Genomic DNA, 25,511 nt, shown 5'->3' on the forward strand with positions numbered 1-25,511 from the left:
AACACGTAACCACCATGACGACAGTCACATTCAGCGGTGTGAACAAGTCCTTCGGGGACGTTCGCATCGTCCACGACCTCAACCTGGAGATGCCCGACGGCACGTTCACCGTGCTGGTGGGTCCGTCCGGGTGCGGCAAGTCCACCTCGCTGCGCATGCTGGCCGGTCTGGAACCCGTCACTTCCGGCACCATCCGGATCGGCGACAAGGACGTCACCGCGCTGGAACCCAAGGACCGCGATATCGCCATGGTGTTCCAGAACTACGCGCTGTATCCGCACCTGACGGTGGAGCAGAACATCGCCTTCCCGCTGCGCGCCAAGAAGGTCGCCAAGTCGGAAGCGCGGCAGCGTGCCGCGGCGGTCGCCGAGACACTGGGCCTGACCGGTGCGCTGTCGCGAAAACCCAAGGATCTCAGCGGCGGTCAGCAGCAGCGCGTCGCGATCGGACGGGCGATCATCCGGGAGCCGGAGGTGTTCCTGTTCGACGAGCCGCTGAGCAACCTGGACGCCAAGCTGCGGGTCGAGACCCGCACCGAGCTGCTGCGCATCCAGCGCCGGCTCGGCATCACGTCGCTGTATGTGACCCACGACCAGGAAGAGGCGATGACCCTCTCGGACCGGATGGTCGTCATGAACGAGGGGCGTGTCGCCCAGCAGGGTGCCCCGCTGGAGGTCTACAACAAGCCGGCCAGCACCTTCGTGGCCGGGTTCGTGGGCAGCCCGAAGATGAACCTGGTGCCCGGGGTGATCGAAGACGGGGTGTTCCGCTCCGCCGACGGATTGGTGCTTCCGGTCACCGGGGCCGTCGCACGGCAATCCGATCCCGTCACCATCGGGTTCCGGCCGGAGCATCTGATGCTGACCCGGGCCGACAGCCAGGCCCCGCAGGGGTCCACCGGGCGGGTCGCCCTCATCGAACACCTGGGGCCGCGCGCAATCTTCGCCATCGAGGCGCCCGGCTGCACGCTGGTCAGCGTGGTCGACATCGCCCAGCTGGGCGACCTCGCCGAAGGCGACCGGGTGGCGATGTCGATTCGGCACGGCGGCGTGCACGTCTTCGACCCGGTCACCGGCACCCGCATCGAGTCGTGATGACCACACCGGCGGAGTTGCTCGACGTCGCCCTGCAGGCCGCGCGCCGCGGTGCCGACGTGCTGTTGGCAGGCTCTCGAGGCGACATCGAGGTCAGCACCAAGGGGGAGGAGGGCAACCTGGTCACCAATGTCGACATTGCCGCCGAACAGGCGGTGCGCGGGGTGATCGAGGCCCGCCGGCCGGCCGACGAGATCACCGGCGAGGAACTGCCGCCGGCCGGAGCGCAGCGCAGCGCGGCGGTGCGGTGGTCGATCGATCCGCTCGACGGAACCACCAACTTCACCAGGGGAATCCCGTACTACGCCACGTGTGTGGGGGCCGCCGATGCCGACGGGCGCTGGCTTGCCGGCGCCGTCGTCGCACCGGTTCTGGCCAAGACCTATTTCGCCCACCGCGGCGGCGGCGCCTGGCTGGCCGACTCCCGCGGGGTGCGGCGACTCACCGGGCCCGCCGGTGGCCGGGGCGCGCGGCTGCTCGGGATGGGCTACTCCTATTCGGCCGAGGTGCGCAGCGAGCAATTCAGGGCCACCGCCGAACAGATGCGCGACTACACCGACGCCCGGATCTTCGGGTCCGCGGCGCTGGCGATCTGCGCCGTCGCCGAGGGAGCCATCGACGGATTCGTCGAAACCGATCTGGGCGAACATGATTGGGCCGCGGCGGCCATCATCGCTGAGGAGGCCGGCCTGCGGGTCACCCGGCCGGGGCCGGGGTCGGCGGCACTGACCGTGCAGCGCTGATCTACAGGCCCAGCGCGGCGTAGGTGCGGCGGACGAACTTGGGCTGCACCGACTGCAGTTTGGCCATCGAGGTGTTGCCGGCCACCGCCGCGGCGGGCGCGCTCAGGTTCGGGAAATTCTGGATCAGGTAGATCAGGATCAGGTCGTTGGCCGGGTCGGCCTGCCACCAGGTGCCGTACGCGCCGGGCCAGCTGAAGGTGCCCAACCCGCCGGGTCCGTAGAGCTGAGCCGACTTGGCCGGATCGGTGACCACCGACAGGTTCAGGCCGAATCCGCGGCCGACCCAGAACGGCATCCCCAGGAACGGGTGACGCTTCTGCTCCTCGGTCAGCCGGTCGGTGCGCATCGTCTGCACCGACTCCGCGGAGAGCACCCGCACCCCGTCGACCTCGCCGCCGCCCAGCAGCATCCGGGCGAACCGCAGATAGTCGTCGACGGTGGTCACCAGGCTCGCGCCGCCCTGGCAGAACCGCGGCTCGGTGACCGGGATGGGACCCATCGCGTCGTGGTGCAGCCCGGTCTCCTGGTCGAGGCGGTACATCGTGGCCGCGCGGGCGCGTTTGTCGGGGGAGATGAAGAACCCGGTGTCGGTCATGCCCAGCGGCTCGAAGACCCGCTCGGTGAGCACGGTGTGCAGCGACTTGTCTTCGATCCGCGATACCACGATGCCCAGGACGTCGGTGGCGTGGCTGTAGGTGAGCCGGTCCCCGGGCTGGTGGACCAGCGGCAGCTGGGCGACCTCGGCAAGCCAGTGGTCCTGGTCCTGGCGGAAGGAGACCTGCGCGTAGGCCCGGCTCAGCGGGCCGGCCACCGAGAACGGGTAGGCCAGGCCACTGCGGTGGGTCATCAGGTCGTCGATCGTGATCGGCCGTCGCGCCGGCTCGGTGCGATCCAGCGGCCCGGCCGGGTCGGCCAGCACCTGCAGGTCGGCCAGCTCGGGCAGCCACCGGCTGACCGGATCCGACAGCGCGAGTGTGCCCTCGTCGATCAGCGACAGTGCCGCGGCAACGGTCACCGGCTTGGTCATCGAGGCGATCCGGAAGATGGTGTCCCGTTGCATCGGCAGCCCCGCCTCGACGTCGCGGCAGCCGATCTCGTTGACCTGCAGCACTTTTCCGTTCTGCCAGGCCAGCGTGACGGCGCCGGCCAGCAGTCCGGCGTCGACCGCCTCAACGACAGAGGTGCGGTTGTCCCCGAGATTCACCGGGTCGAGTCTACTCAGCGGGCCGGCGCGGTTACCGAGCCCGAGCAGTGCTAAGCTGCCCGACAGTTCGACATCCTTTAACGATCCGTCCCGAGAGGCGGAGAAGGAGGTCCGGTTAGCTCGTGGGCTCCACCGACCGCGAATTGATGTCCGCTGCGGACGTCGGTAGAACCGTTTCCCGCATCGCGCATCAGATCATCGAGAAGACCGCTCTTGACGCTGCCGACGCACCCCGCGTCGTCCTGCTCGGCATTCCGACCAGGGGCGTCACCCTGGCGAAGCGGTTGGCCGCCAAGATTGCCGAGTTCTCCGGTGTCGCCGTCGAGCGCGGCGGCCTGGACATCACGCTCTACCGCGATGACCTCGACTTCAAGCCCCCGCGCGCCCTGGAGGAGACCTCCATACCCGCGGGCGGCATCGACGGCGCCCTGGTGATCCTGGTCGACGACGTGCTCTACACCGGTCGGTCGGTGCGCTCGGCGCTCGACGCCCTACGCGATATCGGCCGGCCGACGGCGGTGCAGTTGGCGGTGCTCGTCGACCGCGGCCACCGCGAGTTGCCGCTGCGGGCGGACTACGTCGGCAAGAACGTGCCCACGTCGCGCAGCGAGAACGTCAAGGTGCGGCTGCTGGAGGATGACGACGTCGAGGGAATCTGGATCGCACCCCAGGGAGGGCCGGCGAGATGACGATCAGGCACCTGCTGTCAGCGGCCGACCTGTCCCGCGACCAGGCCACCGCGATCCTGGATGACGCCGACCGGTTCCGGCAGGCGCTGCTGGGCCGCGAGGTCAAGAAGCTGCCTACCCTGCGCGGACGCACCATCATCACGATGTTCTACGAGAACTCCACCCGTACCCGGGTGTCCTTCGAGGTGGCCGGCAAGTGGATGAGCGCCGACGTGATCAACGTCAGTGCATCGGGATCCTCGGTGGCCAAGGGCGAATCGCTGCGCGACACCGCGCTGACCCTGCGGGCCGCCGGGGCCGACGCCCTGATCATCCGCCACCCCGCCTCCGGTGCGCCCCAGCAGCTGGCCGAGTGGACGCTGGAGGCCGACGGCACCGGACCGTCGGTGATCAACGCCGGTGACGGCACCCACGAGCACCCCACCCAGGCGCTGCTGGACGCGCTCACCCTGCGCCAGCGCCTCGGCGACATCGAGGGCCGCCGCGTCGTGATCGTCGGCGACATCCTGCACAGCCGGGTCGCCCGCTCCAACGTCGGCCTGCTGTCCACGCTGGGCGCCGAGGTGGTGCTGGTCTCCCCGCCGACCCTGCTGCCGGTCGGGGTCGCCGACTGGCCGGTCACCGTGTCGCACGATCTCGATGCCGAACTGCCCGCCGCCGACGCGGTGATGATGCTGCGGGTGCAGGCCGAGCGGATGAACGGCGGGTTCTTTCCCTCCGAGCGGGAGTACTCGATCCGCTACGGGCTCTCCGACCGCAGGCAGGCGCTGCTGCCCGGGCACGCCGTGGTGCTGCACCCGGGCCCGATGCTGCGCGGTATGGAGATTTCCTTCGCCGCCGCTGACTCGTCGCAATCGGCGGTGCTGCAACAGGTTTCCAATGGTGTGCACGTACGGATGGCGGTGCTGTTCCATCTGCTGGTGGGCACGGATGAGGCGGTGACGGTATGACGCAGACCCTTCCCGTGCTGATCCGGGGCGTGCGGCTCTACGGCGAGGGCGACCAGGTCGACGTGCTGGTTGCCGACGGCCAGATTGCCGAGATCGCCCCGTCGCTCACAGCTCCCGACGGAGCCGACGTGATCGAGGCCACCGGCCAGGTGCTGCTGCCCGGTTTCGTCGACCTGCACACCCATCTGCGCGAGCCCGGCCGCGAGTACGCCGAAGACATCGAAACTGGTTCGGCCGCAGCCGCATTGGGTGGCTACACCGCGGTGTTCGCGATGGCCAACACCGACCCGGTGGCCGACAGCCCGGTGGTCACCGACCACGTCTGGCGGCGCGGCCAGCAGGTCGGCCTGGTCGACGTGCACCCGGTGGGCGCGGTCACGGTCGGGCTGGAGGGCAAGCAGCTCACCGAGATGGGGCTGATGGCCGGCGGCCTGGCCCAGGTGAAGATGTTCTCCGACGACGGCATCTGCGTGCACGACCCGCTGGTGATGCGCCGCGCGCTGGAATACGCCAGCGGCCTGGGTGTGCTGATCGCCCAGCACGCCGAGGAGCCGCGGCTGACCGTCGGCGCCGTCGCCCACGAGGGACCCAACGCCGCCAAGCTCGGGCTGGCCGGCTGGCCGCGGTCCGCCGAGGAGTCGATCGTGGCCCGCGACGCTATCCTGGCCCGCGACGCCGGGGCGCGGGTGCACATCTGCCACGCCTCCACCGCCGGGACTGTCGAGCTCATCAAATGGGCTAAACAACAAGGAATTTCGATCACCGCCGAGGTGACGCCGCACCACCTGATGCTCGACGACAGCAGGCTGGCGACCTACGACGGGGTAAACCGGGTCAACCCGCCACTGCGGGAGGCCGCCGACGCCCAGGCGCTGAGACAGGCGCTGGCCGACGGCGTGCTCGACTGCGTGGCCACCGACCACGCGCCGCACGCCGAGCACGAGAAGTGCTGCGAGTTCTCCCGCGCCCGCCCCGGCATGCTCGGCCTGCAGACCGCCCTGTCGGTGGTGGTCGAGACCATGGTGACGCCCGGCCTGCTGGACTGGCGCGGGGTGGCCCGGGTGATGAGCGAGAACCCGGCCCGCATTGTCGGGCTTGACGACCAGGGTCGCCCGCTGGAGGTGGGGGAGCCGGCCAACCTGGTGGTGGTCGACCCCGACGCCACCTGGACCGTCGAGGGCACCGAACTGGCCAGCCGCTCGGCCAACACGCCGTTTGCCTCGATGACCTTGCCCGCGACGGTCACCGCGACCCTGCTGCGCGGCACCGTGACAGCGCGGGATGGGAAGAGCCCGGCGTGAACACGGGCACCGCGGTCGGGTCGTTCGTGTTCGCCTTCGTGATCGTTGTGATCATCGGAGTGCTGATCCGGCGGATGCTGGGTGGCTGGAAGCGTCGAGCTCAGCGGCAGGTCGAACTGATCGGCGAACTGCCGCCGATGCCCGACCTGCTCAGCTCGGCGACGATCGCCCCCACCCGGGGCCTCTACGTGGGCAGTACGCTGGCGAGTCAGTGGCTGGAACGCATCGCCGCCGGGGACTTGGGCTTTCGGGCCAAGGCGGTGCTGACCCGCTACCCCGAGGGCATCCTGCTCGAGCGCTCCGGTGCGACGCCGATCTGGATCCCGCAGGACGCGATCACCGCCATCCGCACCGAGCGCGCACTGGCGGGCAAAGTCATCCCGGGCGGGCGGGGCAAGTCCGAATCGCCGACGGGAATTCTGGCGATTCGGTGGCGGCTGCCGTCGGGCGCCGAGATCGATACGGGCTTTCGCGGCGACGACCGCCGCGACTACGCCCGCTGGACAACAGGAGAAGCAGCGTGACGGGCAGTGCATACCTTGTGCTGGAGGACGGCCGGGTCTATACCGGCGTCGAGTTCGGTGCGGTCGGCGAGACGCTGGGTGAGGCGGTGTTCTCCACCGGCATGTCCGGCTACCAGGAGACGTTGACCGACCCCAGCTACCACCGCCAGATCGTGGTGGCCACCGCCCCGCAGATCGGCAACACCGGGTGGAACCACGAGGACGCCGAGAGCCGCGGCGACAAGATATGGGTGGCCGGGTACGCCGTGCGCGATCCTTCGCCGCGCGCGTCGAACTGGCGTGCCAGCGGAACGCTGGACGACGAGCTGAAACGGCAGAACATCGTCGGGATCGCCGGCATCGACACCCGCGCGGTGGTGCGTCATCTGCGCAGCCGCGGGTCGATGAAGGCCGGTGTGTTCTCCGGGCCCGCGTTGGCCGACGAGCCGGAGATGCTGCGCCGGGTGCGCAGCCAGCCGGCCATGCTCGGCGCCGACCTAGCCGGGCAGGTCAGCACACAACAGGCCTACGTCGTCGAACCCGAAGGGGCGCAACGGTTCACCGTGGTCGCGTTGGACCTGGGGATCAAGACCAACACACCGCGCAACTTCGCCCTGCGCGGCATCACAACCCACGTGCTGCCGTCGAGTGCGACCTTCGAGCAGATCGCCGACCTCAAGCCCGACGGGGTCTTCCTGTCCAACGGGCCCGGTGACCCGGCCACCGCCGACCACGTCGTCGGGGTCACCCGCGCGGTGCTCGGAGCCGACATTCCGTTGTTCGGCATCTGTTTCGGCAACCAGATCCTGGGCCGGGCGCTCGGGCGGTCCACCTACAAGATGGTGTTCGGCCACCGCGGTATCAACGTGCCGGTCATCGACCACGCCACCGGGGCGGTGGCGATCACCGCGCAGAACCACGGTTTCGCGCTCGAAGGTGAGGCCGGGGAGCACTTCGACACCGACTTCGGCCAGGCGGTGGTCAGCCATACCTGCGCCAACGACGGGGTCGTCGAGGGCATCAAACTGGTGAGCGGACGGGCCTTCTCGGTGCAGTACCACCCCGAGGCCGCGGCCGGCCCACACGACGCCAACTACCTGTTCGACCAATTCGTGGACTTGATGGACGGCCGCAGATGACCGCGCCTTCTACCGCGAGCGTGCGTGTCAGTACACGACACGCCGCCACTTCCGCACAGTTTGCGCACGCTCGCGAGGAGAAATAATGCCACGCCGTACCGACCTCAATCACGTCCTGGTCATCGGCTCCGGGCCCATCGTGATCGGGCAGGCCTGCGAGTTCGACTACTCCGGCACCCAGGCGTGCCGGGTGCTGCGCGCCGAGGGACTGACCGTCAGCCTGGTCAACTCCAACCCGGCCACGATCATGACCGACCCCGAATACGCCGACTACACCTACGTCGAGCCGATCACCCCGGCCTTCGTCGAGAAGGTCATCGCCCAGCAGGCCGCGCGCGGCAACCGGATCGACGCGCTGCTGGCCACCCTGGGTGGGCAGACCGCGCTGAACACCGCGGTGGCGCTGTATGAAAATGGGGCACTGGAGCGCTACGGGGTGGAGCTGATCGGCGCCGACTTCGAGGCCATCCAGCGCGGTGAGGATCGCCAGAAGTTCAAGGACATCGTCGCCAAAGTGGGTGGGGAGTCGGCGAAGTCGCGGGTCTGCTACACCATGGCCGAGGTTCGCGACACCGTCGCCGAGCTGGGACTTCCGGTCGTCGTTCGCCCCTCGTTCACGATGGGCGGGCTCGGCTCGGGGATGGCGCACTCACTCGAGGACGTCGAACGGATGGCCGGCGACGGCCTGGCCGCCTCGCCCTCGGCGAATGTGCTCATCGAGGAATCCATCTACGGGTGGAAGGAATACGAGCTCGAGCTGATGCGCGACGGCCACGACAACGTCGTGGTGGTCTGCTCGATCGAGAACGTCGACCCGATGGGGGTGCACACCGGCGATTCGGTGACCGTTGCCCCAGCGATGACCCTGACCGACCGTGAGTATCAGACGATGCGCGATCTGGGCATCGCGATCCTGCGCGAGGTCGGCGTGGACACCGGCGGCTGCAACATCCAGTTCGCGGTCGACCCGAAGGACGGCCGGCTGATCGTCATCGAGATGAACCCGCGGGTGTCGCGGTCGAGTGCGCTGGCCTCCAAGGCCACCGGCTTCCCGATCGCCAAGATCGCCGCCAAGCTGGCGATCGGCTACACCCTCGACGAGATCGTCAACGACATCACCAAGGAAACGCCGGCCTGCTTCGAGCCGACGCTGGACTATGTGGTGGTCAAGGCGCCCCGGTTCGCGTTCGAGAAGTTCCCGGGCGCCGATCCGACGCTGACCACCACGATGAAGTCGGTCGGCGAGGCGATGTCGTTGGGCCGCAACTTCGTCGAGGCGCTCGGCAAGGTGATGCGCTCGCTGGAGACGACCCGCGCCGGGTTCTGGACCGCACCCGACGACGACGGCTGGGCTGATGAGGTGCTGGAGCGACTGCGCACACCCACCGAGGGCCGGCTCTACGACATCGAACTCGCCCTGCGGCTGGGCGCCGGCGTCGAGGAGGTCGCGCAGGCCTCCGGCGTCGACCCGTGGTTCGTCGAGCAGATCAACGGACTGGTGGCCCTGCGCCGCGAACTGATCGACGCGCCGGTGCTCGATGAGCAGCTGCTGCGCCGGGCCAAGCACAACGGCCTCTCGGATCGCCAGATCTCGTCGCTGCGAACGGAATTGGCCGGCGAGGCCGGGGTGCGAACCCTGCGCCAGCGCCTCGGCATCCACCCGGTGTTCAAGACTGTCGATACCTGCGCCGCGGAGTTCGAGGCCAAGACGCCCTACCACTACTCCAGCTACGAGCTCGACCCGGCCGCCGAGACCGAGGTCGCCCCGCAGGCGCAGCGCCCCAAGGTGCTGATCCTGGGCTCGGGACCCAACCGGATCGGGCAGGGCATCGAATTCGACTACAGCTGCGTACATGCGGCAACCACGCTGAGCGAGGCGGGGTTCGAGACGGTGATGGTCAACTGCAATCCCGAGACCGTGTCCACCGACTACGACACCGCCGACCGGCTGTACTTCGAGCCGCTGACCTTCGAGGACGTACTCGAGGTCTTTCACGCGGAATCCGAGTCCGGCCGGGGCGGTCCCGGTGTGGTCGGGGTGATCGTGCAACTCGGCGGCCAGACCCCGCTCGGGCTGGCCCAGCGCCTGGCCGACGCCGGGGTCCCGATCGTCGGAACCCGGCCCGAGGCCATTGACCTGGCCGAGGACCGCGGCCGGTTCGGGCAGGTGCTGGCCAACGCCGGCCTGCCTGCCCCGAAGTTCGGTATGGCCACCAGCTTCGAGGAGGCGCGTGAGATCGCCGCCAGGATCGGCTATCCGGTGCTGGTGCGGCCGTCCTATGTGCTGGGCGGGCGCGGCATGGAGATCGTCTACGACGACACGACCCTGCACGGTTACATCACCCGCGCTACCCAGCTCTCGCCCGAGCATCCGGTGCTGGTCGACCGGTTTCTCGAGGATGCCATCGAGATCGACGTGGACGCGCTGTGCGACGGCACCGAGGTCTACATCGGCGGGGTGATGGAGCACATTGAGGAGGCCGGCATCCACTCCGGCGATTCGGCGTGCGCGCTGCCGCCGGTCACCTTGGGGCGCAGTGACATCGAGGCGGTGCGCCGGGCCACCGAGGCCATCGCGCACGGGGTCGGGGTGGTCGGGCTGCTGAACGTGCAGTACGCGCTCAAGGACGACGTGCTCTACGTGCTGGAGGCCAACCCGCGCGCCAGCCGGACGGTGCCGTTCGTGTCGAAGGCCACCGCCATCCCGTTGGCCAAGGCCTGCGCGCGAGTCATGCTGGGCGCCAGCATCTCCCAGCTCCGTGAGGAAGGGGTGCTGGCCCGCACCGGTGATGGTGCGACCCCGTCGCCGAACGCGCCGATCGCGGTGAAGGAGGCGGTGCTGCCGTTCCACCGGTTCCGCCGCGCGGACGGGTCGGGCATCGACTCGCTACTCGGCCCGGAGATGAAGTCCACCGGCGAGGTGATGGGCATCGACCATGACTTCGGCAGCGCGTTCGCCAAGAGCCAGACCGCGGCCTACGGCTCGCTGCCCAGCGAGGGCACGGTGTTCGTCTCGGTGGCCAACCGCGACAAGCGCTCCCTGGTGTTCCCGGTCAAGCGACTGGCCGACCTGGGCTTCCGGGTGCTGGCCACCGAAGGGACCGCAGAGATGCTGCGGCGCAATGGGATTCCGTGCGATGTCGTGCGCAAGCATTTCGAAGCCCCGGGTGACGGGCGTCCGGCGATGTCGGCCATCGACGCGATCAACGCCGGTGACGTCAACATGGTGATCAACACCCCGTACGGGAACTCGGGGCCGCGCATCGACGGCTACGAGATCCGCTCGGCGGCGGTCTCGATGAACATCCCGTGCATCACCACGGTGCAGGGGGCATCGGCGGCGGTGCAGGGCATCGAAGCCGGCATCCGCGGGGATATCGGCGTGCGCTCACTGCAGGAACTGCACGCCACGCTGGGTCATGACTGAGCCTGTGGCGACCCCCGAGTCGCCTCGCTCCTGTCCGCCGAGTTTCGGCAGCAGGCTCGCGGTCGCGATTGCCGCCCGCGGGCCGCTGTGTGTAGGGATCGACCCGCACCCGGAACTGCTGCGGGCCTGGGACCTGCCCACCACCGTCGACGGGCTGGCACGGTTCTGCGAGATCTGTGTGCAGGCCTACGCGGGCTTCGCCGTCGTCAAACCGCAGGTGGCGTTCTTCGAGGCTTACGGATCGGCGGGTTTCGGGGTGCTGGAACGCACCACGTCTGCGCTGCGCGAGGCCGGGGTGCTGGTGCTCGCCGACGCCAAGCGGGGCGACATCGGGTCCACGATGGCCGCCTACGCGCAGGCCTGGGCCGGCGACGGTCCACTGGGCGCCGACGCCGTGACCGCCTCGCCCTATCTCGGATTCGGTTCGCTGCAGCCGCTTTTGGACCTGGCCGCCGCCAACGGCCGCGGAGTGTTCGTGCTGGCTGCGACGTCCAACCCCGAAGGCGCCTCGGTGCAGCGCGCCATCGCCGGTGACCGCACGGTCGCGCAGTCGATCGTCGATGCTGCGGCCGCCGTCAACCGGCATACGGAGCTGGGTTCGGTCGGCGTGGTGATTGGTGCCACGCTGGCCGAGGTGCCCGACGTCAGCGAGCTGCACGGTCCGGTGCTGGTACCCGGGGTCGGCGCCCAGGGCGGCCGCCCGGAGTCCCTCGGCGGCCTGGGCGGTGCCCGACCCGGTCAGCTGCTGCCCGCGGTATCCCGCGAAATCCTGCGCGCCGGACCGGATGTCGTCGCGGTCCGGGCGGCAGGGGAGAAGCTGCGCGACGCGGTGGCCTACCTGGCCTAGGCCTTCGCCTTTTCGATCTCGGGGTGGTGCGAGCGACCGACGTGGGCCTCGGCCCGCATCCGGTCCACCATGTGCGGGTAGTGCAGCTCGAATGCCGGCCGCTCGGAGCGGATGGTCGGCAACTCGGTGAAGTTGTGCCGCGGCGGCGGGCAGCTGGTGGCCCACTCCAGGGAGTTGCCGTGGCCCCACGGGTCGTCGACGGTGACGACTTCGCCGTAGCGCCAGCTGCGGAACACGTTCCACAGGAACGGCAGCATCGAGATGCCGAGGATGAACGCACCCACCGAGGAGATGATGTTGAGCGTGGTGAACCCGTCGGTGGGCAGGTAGTCGGCGTAGCGGCGCGGCATGCCGGCATTGCCCAGCCAGTGCTGCACCAGGAAGGTCGTGTTGAACCCGATCACGGTCAGCCAGAAGTGCAGTTTGCCCAGCCGCTCGTCGAGCAGGCGTCCGGTCATCTTCGGGAACCAGAAGTAGATGCCGGCGTAGGTGGCGAACACGATCACGCCGAACAGCACGTAGTGGAAGTGCGCGATCACGAAATAGGTGTCGCTGACGTGGAAGTCCAGCGGCGGGCTGGCCAGCAGCACACCGGAGAGACCACCGAGTAGGAAGATCACCAGGAAGCCCAGTGAGAACAGCATCGGTGTCTCGAACGTCAGCTGGCCGCGCCACATGGTGCCGATCCAGTTGAAGAACTTGATGCCGGTGGGCACCGCGATCAGGAACGTCATGAACGAGAAGAACGGCAGCAGAACCGCACCCGTGACGTACATGTGGTGGGCCCATACCGCCACCGACAGCGCCGCGATGCTGATCGTGGCGTAGATCAGGGTGGTGTAGCCGAAGATCGGCTTGCGGGAGAACACCGGGAAGATCTCCGAGACGATGCCGAAGAACGGCAGCGCTAGGACGTAGACCTCGGGGTGCCCGAAGTACCAGAACAGGTGCTGGAACAGTGTGACGCCACCGTTGGCCGGGTCATAGATGTGGGCTCCGAGGCGACGGTCGGCGGCCAGACCGAAGGCGGCCGCGGTCAGCAGCGGGAAGATCAACAGCACCAGGATCGAGGTGACGAAGATGTTCCAGGTGAAGATCGGCATCCGGAACATGGTCATACCCGGCGCCCGCATGCACACGATCGTGGTGATCATGTTGACCGCGCCCAGGATGGTGCCCAGACCACCGACCGCGACACCCAGGATCCACAGGTCGGCTCCGGCGCCCGGGCTGTGTACCGCGTCGCTGAGCGGCACGTAGACGGTCCAGCCGAAGTCGGCGGCGCCGCCGGGGGTGATGAACCCGCCCAGTGCGATCAGCGCGCCGAACAGGAACAGCCAGAACGACAGTGCGTTCAGCCGCGGGAAGGCCACATCGGGGGCGCCGATCTGCAGCGGCAGCACCAGGTTGGCGAACCCGAACACGATCGGCGTCGCATAGAACAGCAGCATCGCCGTGCCGTGCATGGTGAACAGCTGGTTGTACTGCTCATTGGACAGGAACTGCAGACCCGGCAGGGTCAGCTCGGCGCGGATGAACAGCGCCATCAGCCCGGCAATCGCGAAGAATGCGAAGCACGTGATCACGTACATGATCCCGATCAGCTTGTGGTCGGTCGTCGTGATCAGCTTGTAGATCAGGTTGCCTTTAGGACCCACCCGCTCGGGGAAGGGTCGCCTTGCCTGCAAGAGGGCAGCCTGGGGCGCCTCAGAAACCACGATGTCTCCCAACATCTAGTCCTGCAGCACCCTGAGAGCACTGTAGACCGTCGGCCGGGTTACCGCCGCCGATACCCCCTCCCCGGCGTGTGTCCGGCCGGCGGGCGTCGGCCGGACACACGCCGGAACCTAGACCGTCACAGCGGGATCCAGGCTCCGAACAGCCAGAATCCCCAGTTGTTGTAACCCGGCTCGAACACCGGGTTCACCCAGTGGCCGAGGTAGTTGAACGGCTGGTGGTCGAAGCGGGCCTGATCGATTCCGCGCCAGGCCAGATCGGCCGGCGGCGGCCCGGGTCGCCAGCCGCGATCGTCGCCGTCGCCGCGCCATTGCGGCCCGCCCGGACCGCGATCAGGCCCGCCCTGCCAGGCGGCCGGGCCCGGGTCGCGGTGGTCTCCTGGCGGGCCGCCAGGGCCCCGCTGGCCCGGCCCCTGGCAGCCCGGAAAGCCGCACGGGCCGGGGTTGGGGTCGGCAAGCGCTGGAGCGGTCCCCAGTGTCAGGCCGGCGATGGTGATGCCGAGCGCGAGCGCTGCTATCCGGGTCCGATGTGTGCTGGGCATGGCGCACCCCTTCGAGGGTTGGATCTGTCACTGGACATCCCCGACCACCCCCGACGTTAGGTAGGCCAGCTATGCAAGGACTGGTGCCCACCTGTGTGCGCGTTAGGTGCCCGCACCGACACGCGCGACACGCCGCGACCTGCCTGTGAGGTGAAAATTTGGCCCACTGACCGGCGAGAATTCGCGGGCACGCTGCTGCGGCCCCGGTGCCGGATCGCGAAACCGCTGGTCGAGGGGTATTTCTGGGCGTGATCTCGGGCCGCCGGGACGCCTGGGTGGCTCGCTGGCAGCCCACCTCCGGGCGGGTCTGAGTGACCTGATCTTGGGCCATATCCTGCGGCTTTGCATCGGTAAGCGGGGGGTGGGGTTAGATTTCGTCAGAGAGCGTGGGTACGGTCGTCGTCGCTGGCTGAAGTACCCGGCCCAGGCAAAACAATGATGGTGATGAGACGGAGGAACCCGTGGCCCTTCCCCAGTTGACCGACGAGCAGCGCGCAGCCGCTTTGGAGAAGGCTGCCGCCGCACGTCGAGCACGAGCTGAGCTCAAGGATCGGCTCAAGCGCGGCGGCACCAATCTCAAGCAGGTGCTCAAGGACGCTGAGACCGACGAGGTCCTCGGCAAGATGAAGGTTTCCGCTCTGCTGGAGGCCCTGCCCAAGGTGGGCAAGGTCAAGGCGCAGGAAATCATGACCGAGCTGGAGATCGCCCCGACGCGTCGCCTGCGCGGTCTCGGCGATCGGCAGCGCAAGGCTCTGCTGGAAAAGTTCGACTTCACCGCTTAGGGAGGTCGATGGACGCCGGCGGGGGGCCGGACAGCGGGGGCGGTGCCCCCCACGGCGGCCGCGGTCGCGTGGTGGTGCTGTCCGGACCCTCTGCGGTGGGAAAGTCGACCGTCGTCCACCGGCTGCGTGAGCAGCTACCCGACCTGCACTTCAGCGTGTCGGCGACCACTAGGGCGCCACGCCCGGGTGAGGTGGACGGGGTCGACTACCACTTCGTCACACCCGCGGAATTCCAGCGCCTCGTCGACGGGGGCGACCTGCTGGAATGGGCAGAGATCCATGGCGGTCTGCACCGGTCGGGCACCTTGGCCGCACCGGTGGCAGCTGCCGCCGCTGCGGGTGTTCCGGTCCTGATCGAGGTCGACCTGGCGGGTGCCAAGGCCGTCAAGAAGGCGATGCCAGAGGCGCTGACGGTGTTCCTGGCGCCGCCCAGCTGGGAGGCCCTCGAACAGCGGTTGGCCGGTCGGGGTACCGAAACCCCGGAGGTGATGGCACGCCGACTGGCGACGGCCCGCGCTGAGCTGGCCGCGCAGGGCGACTTCGACGTCGTGGTCGTGAACAGCCAATTGGAGTCGGCCTGCACCGAATTGGTATCCTTGCTGGTGGGCAACACGCCGAAGCCGGCGTAGAGGTCGACCGCGACGCATAACGGCCCACCAGACTCCGCTTTCAAACCCGTTTGAAAACCCGCCAGGAAGAAGTTCTACGTGACGCAAGCCAGCACGGATCACTACGATCCGGCCCCGGGTGCCGCTACCGCCTATGACACACCGCTGGGCATCACCAACCCGCCCATCGACGAGTTGCTGGACCGGGTGTCGAGCAAGTACGCGCTGGTCATCTATGCCGCCAAGCGAGCCCGTCAGATCAACGACTATTACAACCAGCTCGGCGACGGCATCCTCGAATACGTCGGCCCGCTGGTCGAGCCCGGCCTGCAGGAGAAGCCGCTGTCGATCGCGATGCGCGAGATCCACGGCGACCTGCTCGAACACACCGAAGGCGAGTAGCCCACCTCGGGCTTGTTGATGAACCGCAAGCGGATCATCGTCGGCGTCGCCGGTGGCATCGCCGCTTACAAGGCGTGTTCGGTGGTCCGCCAACTCAGCGAGGCCGGCCACGACGTGCGCGTCGTCCCCACCGAGGCGGCGCTGCGCTTCGTCGGCGCCGCCACATTCGAGGCGTTGTCCGGCCATCCAGTCCGCACCGGTGTCTTCGATGACGTCGATCAGGTCCCACACGTCCGGTTGGGGCAGGAGGCCGACCTCGTCGTCGTCGCTCCTGCCACCGCCGACCTGCTCGCCCGGGCCGTCGCCGGTCGCGCCGACGACCTGCTGACCGCGACGCTGCTCACCGCCCGCTGCCCGGTGCTCTTCGCGCCGGCCATGCACACCGAAATGTGGCTGCACCCGGCGACCCGCGACAACGTCGCGACACTGCGCCAGCGTGGCGCCGTCGTCCTCGAACCCGCATCCGGGCGCCTCACCGGTGCCGACACCGGCCCCGGCCGGCTACCCGAGCCGGAGGAGATCACCACCTTCGCCGAGCTGCTGCTGGCCCGCCCCGACGCTCTGACCCACGACATGAGCGGCGTCAGGGTGCTGGTGAGTGCCGGCGGGACCCGTGAGGCGATCGATCCGGTCCGCTTCATCGGTAACCGCAGCTCCGGGAAGCAGGGGTATGCGGTCGCTCGGGTGGCCGCCCAACGCGGCGCCGACGTCACGCTGATCGCCGGTAACACCGTCGGGCTGGCCGATCCCGCCGGCGTCGAGGTCCTGCACATCACGTCCGCGGCCCAACTGCACGAGGCGGTCACCAAACACGCCCCGGATGCGCACGTTCTGGTGATGGCCGCGGCGGTGGCCGACTTCCGGCCTGCCCACGTCGCCACCAGCAAGATCAAGAAGCGCCACGACGTGCTCGACGGGCCGGCGATCGAGTTGGTGCGCACCGACGACGTGTTGGCCGGGACGGTGCGTCAGCGTGCCGACGGGCAGCTGCCGAACATGCGTGCCATCGTCGGCTTTGCCGCCGAAACCGGTGACGCCCAGGGCGACGTGCTGTTCCACGCTCGGTCCAAGCTGGCCCGCAAGGGCTGTGATCTGCTGGTCGTCAACGCCGTCGGCGAGGGCCGTGCGTTCGAGGTGGACAGCAACGACGGGTGGCTGCTGGGAGCAGACGGCACCGAGGCCGCGCTGGAACACGGGTCGAAGACCCTGATGGCAAGCCGTATCGTTGACGCGATTGCCGCGTTCCTGCGCGGACACGAGACCTAACGGGTCGGGACAAATAAGACAGGTTGCGCAGAAGACTTGCGCAGGGTGCGACGTCCCGGTTGGGTCTGACGGGGGCCACGATAAGATTCGCCGAACTAAGCATTGGAAAGGGATGAGGCTGTGAGCGATAACGGTCGGCTGTTCACCAGCGAGTCGGTGACCGAGGGGCATCCCGACAAGATCTGTGACGCTATCAGCGACTCGGTCCTGGACGCGCTGCTCGAGCAGGACCCGAATTCGCGCGTCGCGGTCGAGACGCTGGTCACCACCGGCCAGGTGCACGTGGCCGGCGAGGTGACAACCGCCGCCTACGCCGACATCCCCAAGATCGTCCGTGACCGCATCCTCGAGATCGGCTACGACTCGTCGACCAAGGGATTCGACGGCGCGTCGTGCGGCGTCAACGTCGCGATCGGCGCGCAGTCACCCGACATCGCCCAGGGCGTGGACACCGCCATCGAGGCCCGCGTCGAGGGGGCGGCCGACCCGCTGGACTCGCAGGGTGCTGGCGACCAGGGCCTGATGTTCGGCTACGCCATCGGTGACACGCCCGAGCTCATGCCCCTGCCGATCGCCCTGGCCCACCGGCTGGCCCGGCGGCTGACCGAGGTTCGCAAGAACGGCGTCCTGCCCTACCTGCGTCCCGACGGCAAGACCCAGGTCACCATCCAGTACCAGGGCACCACCCCGGTGCGGCTGGACACCGTGGTGCTGTCCACCCAGCACGCCGCCGACATCGACCTGGACGGCCTGCTGACCCCCGACATCCGGGAGAAGGTCGTCAACACCGTGCTCGCCGATCTCGGGCACGAGACGCTGGACACCTCCGACTACCGGCTGCTGGTCAACCCGACCGGCAAGTTCGTCCTCGGCGGACCGATGGGTGACGCCGGCCTGACCGGACGCAAGATTATCGTCGACACCTACGGCGGCTGGGCCCGCCACGGTGGCGGTGCCTTCTCGGGCAAGGATCCGTCCAAGGTGGACCGGTCGGCGGCCTACGCGATGCGCTGGGTGGCCAAGAACGTCGTCGCAGCCGGCCTGGCCGAGCGGGTGGAGGTCCAGGTGGCCTACGCGATCGGCAAGGCGGCCCCGGTCGGCTTGTTCGTCGAGACCTTCGGCACCGAGACCGTCGACCCGGCGCGTATCGAGAAAGCCATCACCGCGGTGTTCGACCTGCGGCCCGGCGCGATCGTCCGCGACCTGGACCTCAAGCGCCCGATCTATGCGCAGACCGCCGCCTACGGCCACTTCGGCCGCACCGATATCGACCTGCCCTGGGAGCGACTGGACAAGGTCGACGACCTCAAGAACTCGGTGTAATCGCACGTCGAAATCGACGTTTTGGCGGCCTGTACTCGGCCTTTTCCGCCCAAACGTCGGTTTGGGCGGAAAGCGGAGGAGTTCTACGCCGTGAAGCGGTAGTCGTCGAGCGGGAAGCGCCGGCTGTGCCAGTACGCCTCGATGGTGCTGGCCGGCCGCAACGGCACGTCGCCGTTCTTGTCGAAGTAGTAGCTGTTGGCCAGCTTGCAGCTGTCCTGCCAGAAGATCTGCCGGTGGCGCTTGCGCAGCATCGACGCGAAGAACCGGTCGTTGGCCTCCGGGCTGATCTCGACGCGGGCCGCCTTGCGGCGCCGGGCGTGGGTGAGGCAGCGCACGATGTGATGGCCCTGGGCTTCGATCAACGCGAAGTACGACGACCCGACGTAACCGTACGGACCGAAGACGGTGAACATGTTGGGGAAGCCGGGGACGCTGACCCCCTCGTAGGCCTGCAGCCGGTTCTCGTCCCAGAACTGGGCCAGCGACTGACCGCCGGCCCCGGTCACCGGGTAGGTCGGCACGCTGTCGGTGTCCATCACCTTGAAGCCGGTCGCCAGGATCAGGACATCCACGTCATGGGTCTGGCCGGCGGCGGTGAGCACGGCGCCGCCGGTGATGTGGTCGATCGGGTCGGTGACCAGGTTGACGTTGTCGCGGTTGAACGTCGACAGGTAGCCGTTGTGGAAGCCCGGCCGTTTGCAGCCCACCGCGTAGCGCGGGGTCAGCTTCGCACGCACCGCCGGGTCGTGAACCTGCGTGCGCAGGTAGGACTTTCCGACGTCAGCCATCTTCTTGGCCAGCGGGTTGACGGTGAAGTAGTGCGCCGCTAGCGGGAAGGTCAGCTCGACGTAGGCCTGACTGAGCAGCCGCTGGACGGACTTGCCCCCGGGCACCCGCATCGCCCAGCGTGCCGCGCGGGAGATCGGCAGGTCGGCCTTCGGGAAACACCAGATCGGGGTGCGCTGAAAGACGGTGAGCTGGGCCACGATCGGCGCGATCTCCGGGATCACCTGCACCGCCGAGGCGCCGGTCCCGATGATCGCGACCCGCTTGCCGGTGAGGTCCTGGCTGTGATCCCAGCGCGCGGTGTGCATCGTCAGCCCGGCAAACGAGCCCACCCCGTCGATATCGGGCAGCTTGGGAATGGTCAGCACCCCGCTGGCATTGATGAGGAACCGCGCCGTCAGCACCTCGCCGGAGTCGAGTTCCACCCGCCAGACGTCGTTGTGCTCGTCGAAGTTCGCGCCAATCACCTTGGTAGCGAACCGGATCCGCGACCGCAACCGATACTTGTCGACGCAGTGTTCGGCATAGGCGCGCAGTTCGCGCCCGGGAGCGTAGGTGCGCGACCACTCGGTGCTCTGCTCGAAGGAGAACTGGTAGGAGAACGACGGGATGTCCACGGCGATGCCCGGGTAGGTGTTCCAGTACCAGGTGCCGCCCGGCCCGTCGCCGGCCTCGATGACCAGGTAGTCATCCAGGCCGGCCTTATCGAGCAGGATCGCCGAGCCGATCCCGGAGAATCCGGCGCCGACGATCAACGTCTCGTGATCGGGTTTCATGGTGCGTCCTCCCGGGTCCGGGCGATGACGTGCACCCCGTGTTTGGGGCGCAGCGTCAGCGTGGCCTCCGGCTCCACCGGATGGCAAGGCTTGAGGTCGAAAACGAAGCGCTGACTCATGACCGCCGCGATCAGCACCATCTCCATCAGCGCGAAGCTCTGGCCGATACAGATCCGCCGTCCGCCGCCGAACGGCAGATACGCCGAGCGGGGCCGGTCCTTGCCGGCGCCCGCGCAGAACCGGCCCGGGTCGAATTGGTCGGGTTGCGGCCACCAGCGCGGGTCGTGGTGGATGTGGTGGACCGGGATGATCACCGTGGTCCCGGCGCGGATGTGGTGGCCACCGACGAGGTCGTCGGTCAGGGCGTCACGGGCCAGCACCCACACCGACGAGAAGTAGCGCTGCGACTCCTGCACGCATGCGGTCGTCCAGGGCAGCCGGCCCAGGTCGGCGGCGGTCGGTGATCGTCCGGCGAGCACCTCGTCGATCTCGGCGAGCATCCGGGCGCGCGCGTCGGGATTGAGTGCCATCAGGTACCAGAACCAGGACATGGCGTTCGCGGTGGTCTCATGGCCGGCCAACATGAAGGTCAGCGCCTCGTCGCGAATCCGCTTGCGGGGCCAGCTGCCGTTGTCGGCGGCGAACAACACGTTGAGCAGGTCGGCGGAGTCGGTGGGGTGGGCGATCCGTTCGTCGAGCACCGCGTTGACCGCGGCGTCGAGTGCCTGCGCGATATCCTGCAGCTCGCCCAGGGGTGGGGGGAGTGGCAGTCCGGAGTACAGCGACCAGGTCAGACCGCGGCACACCGGGCGGGGCAGCAGGCCCCACAGGCCAAGGCGCTCGAGTTTCTCGGCGCGGCGCAGACCCCGGGTGGCCAGGTCGCTCATGCTGGTTACCAACGGGCCGAAATCCTGGCTGAACAGCGCGTTGGCGACCACCCGCAGGGTCATCGCGACCATCGTCTCGTGGACGTCGAATTCGCGTGCGGTGAGCGCGCCGGTCATCTCGGCGATGGGTTCGAGCATGAGGTCGACGATCTCGTTGAGGTGGCGCCGGGCGAAGGTGGGGTTCAGTGCGCTTCGGTGCGCCGCCCAGGACTCGCCCTCATCGGTGAGGAGGTTGACCCCGGCGGCGGCCTTGATCGGTTCGTACTCGGTGGACTTGATGTAGTTCAACCGGTTCTGGTGCAGCACGTGGTCGACGTAGTCGGGATGTCCGAGGACAGCGAAACGCCTTCCGGCGCAACGAAAACGGGTGATGTCGTGCCCTCTGCACCGGCCAAGGAAGCCGTCGCCGGCGTCGAATCCGACGGTGATGGCCTCGGTGGTCATTGTCCAGGTGTTGAGCCGTTTGGATGGTCGCGCTGCCGTTGCGGTGGCCATTTGGTCGAGCCTAGGGTCGCCCGGGGCCAGGGTGAATGGGACTTTGGGACAACGAGTTGTGTTTTTAGGACAAGCCGCGCGAGCGGGTCCCTGTTTCGTGGCACAGTGGCAGGCATGGTCACGTGGTCGGCCGACCTGCGGCACCCCGTGTTCGCCACCCGGATGCTGTGTGAGGTGGCCGTCGAGCGGGGAATCGCCACCCGTGATGTGTTGGCCGGCACGGCAATCGGGGTCGACGATCTGCTCGATGGTCAGGCGGTGGTGACGGCCAGGGATGAGATTGTGGCGGTGCGCCGGGTGCTGGCCCGGGTCCCGGACGACGCCGGACTCGGCATGCACGTCGGAAGCCGGTTCACCCTGACCCACCTGGGCCTGATGGGGTTTGCGGCGATGTCCTGCGCGACGCTGCGCGAACTGGTGTCGGTGGCGATGCGCTACTTCGCGCTGACCATGCTCAACATCGAGGTCCGGCTGTTCGAGGGCGCCGCGGAGAGCATGCTCGAACTCAACGCCGACCACCTGCCGCCGGACGTCCGCCGGTTCTTCATCGAGCGTGACGTCGCCGGGATTATCGCGACCATTAGCGGGTTCGCCTATCCGGTGGTGGCCCGCTACGGCGGAGATGTCGAGGCCGAGCTGGCCACCGATGAGCAGGCGCTGGCGCCGCTGCTTGCGCTGGTGCCGATTCCCAACGTCGCGTTCGGCCGCGCCCACACCCGGTTGCACTTCCCGCGCGCCATGCTCGACGAGCCGTTGCCGCAGGCCGACCCGCACACTCTGGCGTTGTGCCTGGCCCAGTGCGAGGCGCTGATGCAACGCAACGAGCAGCGCAGGGGTATCACCGCGGTGGTGCGCTCGAAGCTGTTCCGCGACAGCGGAGCCTTCCCGTCACTGCCCGCCGTCGCGGCCGAACTGGACATGCACCCGCGCACGCTGCGCCGCCAGCTTGCCGAGGAGGGCACGTCGTTTCGGGATCTGCTCAACGAAACCCGGTCGACGTTGGCGGTCGACCTGCTGACCACCGTCGGCCTAACCGTGGAGCAGGTGTCGAGACGCCTGGGCTATAGCGACACCTCGACGTTCTGCCACGCGTTCCGACGCTGGTACGGCACCACGCCCAGCGCTTATGCGGCGCGCTGGGCGGGGCCGTGATCGCGGATCAGCCGACGAACTGGTCGAACGCCCACTGGTATTGCGGCGGGATGACCTGAACGCCGCACTGCTTCTGCAGTGTGCCGAGGGGGGCCAGGATCGCGGTGAACTCCTGGTACTCCTGCGGGTTGGTCTGGGCGTAGGCCTGGAGGGTGGCAGCGGCCTGCGCGCGCGGCTGCAACGCGGCGGTCATGAGCACCTTCTGACCGTCCGGGTGCGTGTTCAGGTAGCCCTGAATCTGGCCCTGTGCCGTCGCGACGGCGCTGTCGACCGTGGGCTGGCTGCAGTCCGGCGCCGCGATAGCCGACGGGGCGGCGATGACGGCCAGCGCCATCCCGCCGACCAGAGTGCCGAGGCCGATGCCGAGCTTTCGCCGGCGTCCGGCACTTTCAGCAGTGTTCATGGGGTAAAATCCCTCCCGATTGTGACGTCTGTTGCCATTGTCGCCTGTCCGGACGGTCCCGACAAGGTTGCTGCTAGCCGCGTCATTCCCGCCGTTCAGTCGTGCAGGGCGGTGCGCAGGGCGGCCAGCCCGCGCGCGGCCGCTTCGGTGGCGGCCGGAACCACCCCGGCGTAACCGAGGTAGCCATGCACCAGTGTGTCGGCGTTGTGTAGGTCCACCGTTACACCGGCGGCGGCCAGCAGCTCGGCGTAGCGGGCGCCGTCGTCGCGTAGCGGGTCATGACCGGCGACGGCGATGTAGGCCGGCGGCAGCCCGGTCAGGTCGGCGGCGCGGCCCGGCGCCAGCCCCGGCGGCGGGTCGCTGAGATCGAGATGGCCGGCATACCAGCGGGTGAAGGCCGCGATGGCGGCGTTGTCGAGCACCGGGGCGTCGGCGTTCTCGGCGAACGACGGCAACGAGGTGTCCCACATCGTCGACGGGTACCACAGCAGCTGGAACGCGATCCGCGGGCCGCCGGCCTCCCGGGCCAGCTGGGTGACCACCGCGGCGAGCGTGCCGCCCGCCGAGTCACCGGCCACCGCCAGCCGCGAGGCGTCCGCCCCGAACCGGTCGGCGTTGTCGGCCACCCACCGAGTGGCCGTCCACACGTCGTCGACGGCGGCGGGGTAAGGGTGCTCGGGAGCCAGCCGGTAGGCCACCGAGACGACCACGCTGGAGGCGGCCACGGCGTGCTCCCGCGCCGTCCCGTCGTGGGTGTCCAGGTCGCCGACGGCGAAGCCGCCGCCGTGGAAATACATGGTGACCGGAGGGCCGGAGCGTAGCGACCCGGGAATTGACTCAGGGGGGTTTTCCGCGGCGTCAGGCCAGTAGACCCGGACCGGGATCGGGCCGGCCGGTCCGTCGATGTGGTGGTCCTCCACCCGTAGATCGGGATGGACCGGCCGGCGCGGCAGCTCCCGCAGCCGGCGGCGCGCCTCGTCGATTCCGCCATCCACCGACAACTGGAACGGCACCGCGTCCAGTACCTTCTGCAGGGTGGCGTCCACTGACGGTCTGTCCAAACTGGGCATCAGCTCACCGTACTTCCGCACCCCGACAAGCTGGTGGCTGGCCGGCGTGGCCGCCGCCGTCGGCTACGGCATCTTCCTGGTCGTTACCGCGCTGCAGCTACCCGACGGCGCCGAACTGACCGGCCGGTTCCCGGGGCAGCCCGCCGTCAAAGCGCTGATGGCGGTGCTATTGGCGGTGGCGGCGCTGTGGCACCCGGTCGTTCGGGAGCGGCGCTGGCTGGTGGCGGCGCTGCTGCTCTCGGGCGGTGGCGACTTCTTCCTGGCGATGCCGTGGTGGCCGCCGTCCTTCGTGCTGGGCCTGGGGTCGTTTCTGCTGGCCCACCTCTGTTATCTGGGCGCCCTGCTGCCGCTTCGGGGTCGGGGCGGCCCGCGCCTGCTGGCCGCGGCGGCCATGATCGCCGCGTGCATCTCCTTGCTGGTCTGGTTCTGGCCGCGGTTGGTCGCCGACGGGCTCACCGTGCCCGTAGCGGTTTATATGGCGGTGTTGGCCGCGATGGTCTGCGCAGCGCTGCTGGCGGAGCTGCCCACCCCGTGGACAGCGCTGGGTGCCGTGGTGTTCGCGATATCCGACGGCATGATCGGGATCGGGCGTTTCATCCTGGATTCCGCGGCGTTGGAAGTGCCGATCTGGTGGGTGTATGCCACCGCGCAGGTGTTGATCACGGCCGGCTTCTTCTTCGGCCGCCGAGCTGGCGACTGAGAGTTTCTGTCGGCGCCGCCGATAGTCTTCGACGATGCCGATCCGGCGCGCCGCCGAGCACGAACCCGTCGCGCGGGTGCTGCCGATGCTGTCGGTGCCGCACCTGGACCGTGAATTCGACTATCTGGTGTCCGCGGAGCAATCCGACGACGCGCAACCCGGCGTGCGGGTGCGGGTACGTTTCCACGGCCGGCTGGTCGACGCGTTCGTGCTCGAACGACGCTCCGACACCGACCACGTCGGCCAGCTGGGCTGGCTGGACCGGGTGATCTCGGCAGAGCCGGTGTTGACCCCGGAGGTGCGCCGGCTGGTCGACGCGGTGGCCGCCCGCTACGCCGGCACCCGCCCCGACGTGCTGCGGCTGGCCATCCCACCACGGCACGCCCGGGCCGAAAAGGCTCAGGCCGACCCGCCGCTGCTGCCCGTCGTCGATCCGGTCGACCCGGCCGGCTGGGCGCGCTACGGCGGCGGCGAACAGTTCCTCTGTGCACTGCGCGACGGCCGGGCCGCCCGGGCGGTGTGGCAGGCGCTGCCCGGTGAACAGTGGTGCGACCGGGTCGCCGAGGCCGCTGCAGCCGCCGTCAGCGGCGGATACGGGGTGCTGGCTGTCGTTCCCGACCAGCGCGACATCGACGCGCTCTGGCAGGCGACGACCGCGCGGGTCGACCAGGCCGCTGTCGTCGCCC

Annotated in this window: 24 protein-coding genes; 17 read left to right on the forward strand and 7 right to left on the reverse strand. The window is 68.8% G+C overall.

What is annotated here, in order from left to right:
- The first annotated feature begins 14 nt into the window (after positions 1 to 14).
- Entirely contained in the window at positions 15 to 1,094 is a 1,080-nt protein-coding gene (locus ADBZ9K_RS02140; protein WP_526618187.1) for an ABC transporter ATP-binding protein, read from the forward strand.
- Complete coding sequence (locus ADBZ9K_RS02145) at positions 1,094 to 1,837, forward strand: inositol monophosphatase family protein (protein WP_526618189.1); 744 nt, start codon at positions 1,094 to 1,096, stop codon at positions 1,835 to 1,837. Before ADBZ9K_RS02140 ends, ADBZ9K_RS02145 begins: the two co-directional genes overlap by 1 nt.
- A gap of 1 nt (position 1,838) precedes the next feature.
- Here the strand turns inward: ADBZ9K_RS02145 and ADBZ9K_RS02150 are convergent, their stop codons facing one another.
- Positions 1,839 to 3,041: a serine hydrolase domain-containing protein gene (locus ADBZ9K_RS02150; RefSeq protein ID WP_526618191.1), complete on the reverse strand. Its 1,203-nt coding sequence runs from the start codon at positions 3,039 to 3,041 to the stop codon at positions 1,839 to 1,841.
- A 122-nt stretch (positions 3,042 to 3,163) separates the two neighbouring features.
- Here ADBZ9K_RS02150 and pyrR point away from each other — a divergent pair, with 122 nt between their 5' ends.
- The 7 genes from pyrR (at position 3,164) to pyrF (ending at position 11,897) form a co-directional block, all read left to right on the forward strand.
- The gene (gene pyrR, locus ADBZ9K_RS02155) at positions 3,164 to 3,730 is read left to right on the forward strand and encodes a bifunctional pyr operon transcriptional regulator/uracil phosphoribosyltransferase PyrR (RefSeq protein WP_526618193.1); all 567 of its coding nucleotides are present in this window, start codon (positions 3,164 to 3,166) and stop codon (positions 3,728 to 3,730) included.
- Entirely contained in the window at positions 3,727 to 4,680 is a 954-nt protein-coding gene (locus ADBZ9K_RS02160) for an aspartate carbamoyltransferase catalytic subunit (protein ID WP_526618194.1), read from the forward strand. Before pyrR ends, ADBZ9K_RS02160 begins: the two co-directional genes overlap by 4 nt.
- Positions 4,677 to 5,981 carry a dihydroorotase gene (locus tag ADBZ9K_RS02165; protein WP_526618196.1) on the forward strand — a complete coding sequence of 435 codons (1,305 nt, stop codon included), beginning with the start codon at positions 4,677 to 4,679 and terminating at the stop codon, positions 5,979 to 5,981. The genes ADBZ9K_RS02160 and ADBZ9K_RS02165 overlap by 4 nt, the downstream gene beginning before the upstream one ends.
- Complete coding sequence (locus ADBZ9K_RS02170; protein WP_526618198.1) at positions 5,978 to 6,505, forward strand: PH-like domain-containing protein; 528 nt, start codon at positions 5,978 to 5,980, stop codon at positions 6,503 to 6,505. Before ADBZ9K_RS02165 ends, ADBZ9K_RS02170 begins: the two co-directional genes overlap by 4 nt.
- A complete protein-coding gene (carA, locus tag ADBZ9K_RS02175) occupies positions 6,502 to 7,623 on the forward strand; it encodes a glutamine-hydrolyzing carbamoyl-phosphate synthase small subunit (protein WP_526618199.1) in 1,122 nt (373 codons plus the stop codon). The genes ADBZ9K_RS02170 and carA overlap by 4 nt, the downstream gene beginning before the upstream one ends.
- Positions 7,624 to 7,708: 85 nt before the next feature.
- Positions 7,709 to 11,050: a carbamoyl-phosphate synthase large subunit gene (gene carB, locus ADBZ9K_RS02180; protein ID WP_526618201.1), complete on the forward strand. Its 3,342-nt coding sequence runs from the start codon at positions 7,709 to 7,711 to the stop codon at positions 11,048 to 11,050.
- Complete coding sequence (gene pyrF, locus ADBZ9K_RS02185) at positions 11,043 to 11,897, forward strand: orotidine-5'-phosphate decarboxylase (RefSeq protein WP_526618202.1); 855 nt, start codon at positions 11,043 to 11,045, stop codon at positions 11,895 to 11,897. Before carB ends, pyrF begins: the two co-directional genes overlap by 8 nt.
- Here pyrF and ctaD read toward each other — a convergent pair.
- Complete coding sequence (ctaD, locus tag ADBZ9K_RS02190) at positions 11,894 to 13,615, reverse strand: aa3-type cytochrome oxidase subunit I (protein ID WP_526618203.1); 1,722 nt, start codon at positions 13,613 to 13,615, stop codon at positions 11,894 to 11,896. The genes pyrF and ctaD overlap by 4 nt on opposite strands.
- Positions 13,616 to 13,752: 137 nt before the next feature.
- Entirely contained in the window at positions 13,753 to 14,175 is a 423-nt protein-coding gene (locus ADBZ9K_RS02195; RefSeq protein ID WP_526618205.1) for a hypothetical protein, read from the reverse strand.
- A 461-nt stretch (positions 14,176 to 14,636) separates the two neighbouring features.
- Between ADBZ9K_RS02195 and mihF the strand changes: the two genes are divergently transcribed.
- From mihF to metK, 5 genes are all read left to right on the forward strand, one after another.
- The gene (gene mihF, locus ADBZ9K_RS02200) at positions 14,637 to 14,957 is read left to right on the forward strand and encodes an integration host factor, actinobacterial type (RefSeq protein WP_005146193.1); all 321 of its coding nucleotides are present in this window, start codon (positions 14,637 to 14,639) and stop codon (positions 14,955 to 14,957) included.
- Between the two features lie 8 nt (positions 14,958 to 14,965).
- Positions 14,966 to 15,586: a guanylate kinase gene (gene gmk / locus ADBZ9K_RS02205; RefSeq protein WP_526618206.1), complete on the forward strand. Its 621-nt coding sequence runs from the start codon at positions 14,966 to 14,968 to the stop codon at positions 15,584 to 15,586.
- 78 nt (positions 15,587 to 15,664) lie between these two features.
- Complete coding sequence (gene rpoZ, locus ADBZ9K_RS02210; protein WP_135421296.1) at positions 15,665 to 15,967, forward strand: DNA-directed RNA polymerase subunit omega; 303 nt, start codon at positions 15,665 to 15,667, stop codon at positions 15,965 to 15,967.
- Between the two features lie 18 nt (positions 15,968 to 15,985).
- On the forward strand, positions 15,986 to 17,233 hold the full coding sequence (gene coaBC / locus ADBZ9K_RS02215) for a bifunctional phosphopantothenoylcysteine decarboxylase/phosphopantothenate--cysteine ligase CoaBC (protein WP_526618207.1): 1,248 nt from the start codon (positions 15,986 to 15,988) through the stop codon (positions 17,231 to 17,233).
- A 120-nt stretch (positions 17,234 to 17,353) separates the two neighbouring features.
- Entirely contained in the window at positions 17,354 to 18,556 is a 1,203-nt protein-coding gene (gene metK, locus ADBZ9K_RS02220; RefSeq protein ID WP_526618208.1) for a methionine adenosyltransferase, read from the forward strand.
- 83 nt (positions 18,557 to 18,639) lie between these two features.
- On the opposite strand, the gene ADBZ9K_RS02225 is transcribed toward metK, so the two are convergent.
- Together ADBZ9K_RS02225 and ADBZ9K_RS02230 are read right to left on the reverse strand one after the other, a co-directional pair.
- Positions 18,640 to 20,118, reverse strand: coding sequence for a flavin-containing monooxygenase (locus ADBZ9K_RS02225; RefSeq protein ID WP_526618209.1), 1,479 nt, complete (start codon positions 20,116 to 20,118; stop codon positions 18,640 to 18,642).
- Positions 20,115 to 21,500, reverse strand: coding sequence for a cytochrome P450 (locus tag ADBZ9K_RS02230; RefSeq protein ID WP_526618210.1), 1,386 nt, complete (start codon positions 21,498 to 21,500; stop codon positions 20,115 to 20,117). The genes ADBZ9K_RS02225 and ADBZ9K_RS02230 overlap by 4 nt, the downstream gene beginning before the upstream one ends.
- A gap of 114 nt (positions 21,501 to 21,614) precedes the next feature.
- Here ADBZ9K_RS02230 and ADBZ9K_RS02235 point away from each other — a divergent pair, with 114 nt between their 5' ends.
- Complete coding sequence (locus ADBZ9K_RS02235; RefSeq protein WP_526618212.1) at positions 21,615 to 22,652, forward strand: helix-turn-helix transcriptional regulator; 1,038 nt, start codon at positions 21,615 to 21,617, stop codon at positions 22,650 to 22,652.
- Between the two features lie 7 nt (positions 22,653 to 22,659).
- Here ADBZ9K_RS02235 and ADBZ9K_RS02240 read toward each other — a convergent pair whose 3' ends face one another.
- On the reverse strand, positions 22,660 to 23,055 hold the full coding sequence (locus ADBZ9K_RS02240; RefSeq protein WP_526618214.1) for a hemophore-related protein: 396 nt from the start codon (positions 23,053 to 23,055) through the stop codon (positions 22,660 to 22,662).
- Between the two features lie 95 nt (positions 23,056 to 23,150).
- Positions 23,151 to 24,125, reverse strand: coding sequence for an alpha/beta hydrolase (locus ADBZ9K_RS02245; protein ID WP_526618216.1), 975 nt, complete (start codon positions 24,123 to 24,125; stop codon positions 23,151 to 23,153).
- Here ADBZ9K_RS02245 and ADBZ9K_RS02250 point away from each other — a divergent pair.
- Both ADBZ9K_RS02250 and ADBZ9K_RS02255 read left to right on the forward strand, forming a co-directional pair.
- On the forward strand, positions 24,124 to 24,825 hold the full coding sequence (locus ADBZ9K_RS02250; protein WP_526618237.1) for a lysoplasmalogenase family protein: 702 nt from the start codon (positions 24,124 to 24,126) through the stop codon (positions 24,823 to 24,825). The genes ADBZ9K_RS02245 and ADBZ9K_RS02250 overlap by 2 nt on opposite strands.
- Before the next feature lie 34 nt (positions 24,826 to 24,859).
- On the forward strand, positions 24,860 to 25,511 hold a 652-nt coding region (locus tag ADBZ9K_RS02255; protein WP_526618217.1), incomplete at its 3' end, for a primosomal protein N' family DNA-binding protein.

The sequence above is a fragment of the Mycobacterium sp. genome (assembly GCF_965229265.1).
Taxonomy (GTDB): domain Bacteria; phylum Actinomycetota; class Actinomycetes; order Mycobacteriales; family Mycobacteriaceae; genus Mycobacterium.